A 4,124-nucleotide genomic window follows, 5' to 3' on the forward strand; every position below is an offset into this window, starting at 1 on the left:
TCCGCGGAGACCACCACGGTGTGGGACACCCCGGGGGTGTTGTCCACGAAATTGGTGATCAGCCAGTTCAGGTTCTGTGCGGCCTGGCTCATCTGAGTCAACTCAACGCTCCTGGTGGTTCGAGCCGCCGAAGAGATCGGTGCTGCGGTTCTGTCCGTTGCCGGACTGGTCTACCTGATCGGGGTCGATCCGGAAGCTTCCGGTGTTACCGGCACTGCGGCCCTGCTCCACACCGCGGCGCAGGTTGGTGAGGCGGCCACGGACCTCCTCCGGGCTGCGGGAGACCTGCGGCCCGTCCTGCGGGGTGGACTTGGCGTTGCCGGGCACCAGGTTCTGCTTGGGCACGCGCCTCGGCAGACCGGCACCGGTGGTGCCGCCGGAGGCGGGCTCACGCAGCTGCTCGGCCCGCTGCCAGTCGCCGTCGTTCGGCGACTGCCAGGCGGCGCTGGCGGTCGGGCCGGTCGGGCCGTAACCGCCGAGCGCGGACACGTCGTGGCCACGCTGGGCCGCCGGTGTCGAGGTGTCCTTGGCGCCGGCGAACCAGTTCGGGCTCTCGCCGGACGGGCTGCCGCCGGCCGGAGCGGAGGCGGGGCCACCGCCGGCCAGCTGCTCGCCGGGGCGGCGCTGCGGCAGCCCGGACGCCAGGGTGGTGTGCGACGGCTCGGCGGCGGGCAGCGCGGGCGGCTCCGGGGCGTACGGGTGGCCGGCCGGGGACTCCTCGGCCGGACGGCCGTACTGGTCGGCGTAGTCCTGCTGGTAGCCGCCCTGATCGTAGCCGTACCGGTCGTCGGCGTAGCCCTGCTGCTGCCCGTAGCCCTGCGGGGCGTACTGGTCGTAGCCGTCCTGGGCGTACTCGTCCTGCTGGTGGTACTCGTCCTGCTGGTAGCCGCCCTGGTCGTAGCCGTACTGGTCGTCGGCCTGGGCCTGCGGCTGCTCGTAGCCCTGCGGGGCGTACTGGTCGTAGCCCTGCTGGTAGTCCTCCTCGACCTCGGCGTCCACCACCGGCGCGTGCGGGCCGCTGTCCAGGGCCGCGCGGCGGACCTGGTCGAGGCGCTGCGAGCGCTGGACGGACTCCAGGGCCGGGCTGAACCCGCTGGAGCCGGCGTTGCCGATGCCGGTGAGGTGGTCGTCGAAGCCGAGCTCGGCCGCGCTGCGGGAGGGGGCTTCCGGCGCCCACTCGGCGGTCGGCTCCTGCTCGGCGAAGATCCGGGAGACGGTGAACTGCTCGTCCGGCTCCGGCGCCGCACCGGACTGGGTGACGAACGGCGGGAGCATGACCAGCGAGGTGGTGCCGGCGGACTCGCCGGACGGGCGGAGCTGGACGCGGACGTCGTGCCGCTGGGAGAGCCGACCGACCACGAACAGGCCCATGCGGCGGGAGATGGTGGCGTCCACCGTGGGCGGCTCGGCCAGCTTCTCGTTGATCTCCGCGAAGTCCTCGGCGGTGAGGCCGATGCCCTTGTCGTGGATCTCGACCAGCACCCGGCCGTCCGGCAGGCGGGTCGCGTTGACCATCACCCGGGTCTGCGGGCTGGAGAACGAGGTGGCGTTCTCCAGCAGCTCGGCGAGCAGGTGGACGAGGTCGGTCACGGCGGCGCCGACGACCTCGACCTCCGGGATGCCGGAGAGCTCGACGCGCTCGTACTGCTCCACCTCGGACGCGGCGGCGCGGAGCACGTCGACCAGCGGGACCGGGGTGTTCCAGCGGCGGCCGGCCTCCTCGCCCGCGAGGACGAGCAGGTTCTCACCGTTGCGGCGCATGCGGGTGGCCAGGTGGTCCAGCTTGAAGAGGTTCTCCAGCTGGTCCGGGTCGGCCTCGTTGTTCTCCAGGTCGGTGATCAGCGCCAGCTGGCGCTGGATCAGGCTCTGGCTGCGGCGCGACAGGTTGGTGAAGATCGCGTTGACGTTCCCTCGCAGCAGGGCCTGCTCGGCGGCGAGCGCCACGGCCTGCTGGTGGACCTGGTCGAACGCCCGGGCGACCTCGCCGATCTCGTCCTTGCCGTGCAGCGGGATCGGGGCCACCGAGGTGTCGACCCGGTCGGGGTCGGTCTTGGAGAGCTTCTCGACCAGGTCCGGCAGGCGGTGGTCGGCGATCTCCAGGGCGGCGTTGCGCAGGGTGCGCATGCCGAGAATCATCGAGCGGGCCACGTAGCCGGTGAGCAGACCGGCCAGGATGAGCGCCGCGACGACGATGACCGTGTTGAGGATGGCGTCGTAGAGCGCGTTGTCCTTCAGGGCGCGGGAGTCGTTGAGGACGTCGTCCAGCAGCGCGACTTCGGTGTTCCGCAGGGCCTGGATGTGGGTGTTGGCGGCCTGGTTCCAGTTGTCCGGGGTCAGGCCGGCGTTCCTCGCCTCGGCGTACGCGGCGTCGGCGACGGCCTTGCCCTTCAGCTGGCCCTCCGCGGCGGCCTGGCTGTAGGCGGCGCCGAGCTGGAGCAGGCCCTGCATGGTGGGCGCCGCGCCGTTGGGCATCTTGTACGCCGAGCGCTCCTGGGCGGCGAACTGGGCGACCTGCGCCTCCGCGTACTTCCGGGCGTCCTCGGGCGCGCTGCCGGTGTTGAACTCGTTGAGGGAGACCTGCTCCAGCTTCTGCGAGACCAGGATCTGCTGGATCACGTCCTGGTTCTCGTAGCGCGTGGTGGCGTTCGCCGAGATGCCGACGAGCAGGTTGAGCATCAGCGCGCGCTGGGTCGAGGCGGCGGCCTTGGCCAGCGACATCGCGTAGATCGCGCGGCCCTTGCTGGTGGCGTTGGCGGAGCCCATGCCGACCGAGTTGTCGAAGGCCAGCAGCGGGTCGAGCATCACCGAGTACGCGTTGGCGGTGGCGCTGATGAACAGCTCCGGGTTGTACGCGTTGGCCCGCAGGTGCGGCAGGTCGATGACCATGACCTGGAAGGCCTCGTGGCGGCGGGGGAGCTCACCGGACTTGTCGGAGGCGGCATAGGCGGCGTTGTACGCCTTCAGCGCGGCGTCGGTGTCGTTGCGCCGCTTGGTCACCTCGTTGTTCGGGTCCTGCTTGGTGATCAGGGGTATGAGCGTCTTGTCGCGCTCGTTCTCCAGCGCCTCGGCGAGTTCGGTCGCCGCCTTGGCCAGCTCGGCGGTCTTCTCGGCGCGGGAGGCCTTGATGTAGCCGTCGACCGAGGTGTTCACTCGCAGGCCGCCGAAGACGAGACTGATGATCACGGGGATCAGCAGGATCGCGATCAGACGGGTCGGCACGCGCCAGTTGCGCGGGCGGAGGAAGTCGTACCGGCTGGAGCCGCCGCCACTGCCGTCGCCCGACGATCCGCTGCCGCGGGGCGTCGTGGGCGCGGCCTGGGGTTCGGCGGCCGGGACGGGGGACTGGGCGCGTTCCTCGGTGGGAGTGAACGCGGAGAATCCGGCCGGATCCCCCGGGGTACCGTTCGGCTCGCTCTGGCGGGGCTCGGAGCGCCGCTGCGGGGCGGGTTGCTGCTTACGCCTCACTCGACAACTACCTCTCGGCCGAATGCCGGCCATGGATCAATCCAGCGCTACCCCGGGGCCCTGTCCCACCGCCGGACGGACCGGCGCAGGAGACACCCAGGGGTAGCTGGAATTTCAGCACGTGCAGGGATGGGGGACAAACAGCCGCAGCCCGGCACCCGCGTCGGCACAATCCGGACAATCACCGACATGACGGAGCAAAACAGTGGTCACCAGGCGCTGAGCGACGCCAATTCGCCACACTGAGTCATTGTTGATCACAAAATGCCTACCGAACTGTTATCCGCTGCTTATACACGGGTCTTGCGCGGGGCCCCCGGAGGACACCGGCCGGTAAGCGTCGCCGCCCCGACGGCCCGTCGTGAGGACGGGCCGTCGGGGCTGTGCGGTTGCTCGCGCGCTCGCCTCCGGGGCGCCCTGGGCCCCTTCGGCTCGGCGCGGGTGTTCGCGCGCTCGTGTGCTCGCGGTCGCCCTCGTTCAGCGGAGTCGGGCGAGGAGGGCGTGTTCGACGAGGGTGATGAGGGCGCTCTTGGCGCTGTCGCGGCGGCGGGCGTCGAGGGTGACGACGGGGGTGTCGGCGCCGAGTTGGAGGGCTTCGCGGACTTCGTCGGGGGTGTGGGGCTGGTGTCCGTCGAAGCCGTTGAGGGCGACGACGAAGG

The 4,124-nt window shown here is 71.0% G+C and carries 1 protein-coding gene and 2 pseudogenes; all 3 read right to left on the minus strand.

The window, feature by feature from the left end:
- Nucleotides 1-92: pseudogene (locus ACGF0D_RS43975) on the minus strand (roadblock/LC7 domain-containing protein); the annotation flags it as partial.
- A 10-nt stretch (nucleotides 93-102) separates the two neighbouring features.
- Nucleotides 103-3,465 carry a nitrate- and nitrite sensing domain-containing protein gene (locus ACGF0D_RS43980; protein WP_392926165.1) on the minus strand — a complete coding sequence of 1,121 codons (3,363 nt, stop codon included), beginning with the start codon at nucleotides 3,463-3,465 and terminating at the stop codon, nucleotides 103-105.
- A gap of 477 nt (nucleotides 3,466-3,942) precedes the next feature.
- A pseudogene (locus ACGF0D_RS43985) lies at nucleotides 3,943-4,124 on the minus strand (ATP-binding protein); the annotation flags it as partial.

Source organism: Kitasatospora sp. NPDC048298, assembly GCF_043201465.1.
In the GTDB taxonomy this organism is placed as follows: Bacteria; Actinomycetota; Actinomycetes; order Streptomycetales; family Streptomycetaceae; genus Kitasatospora.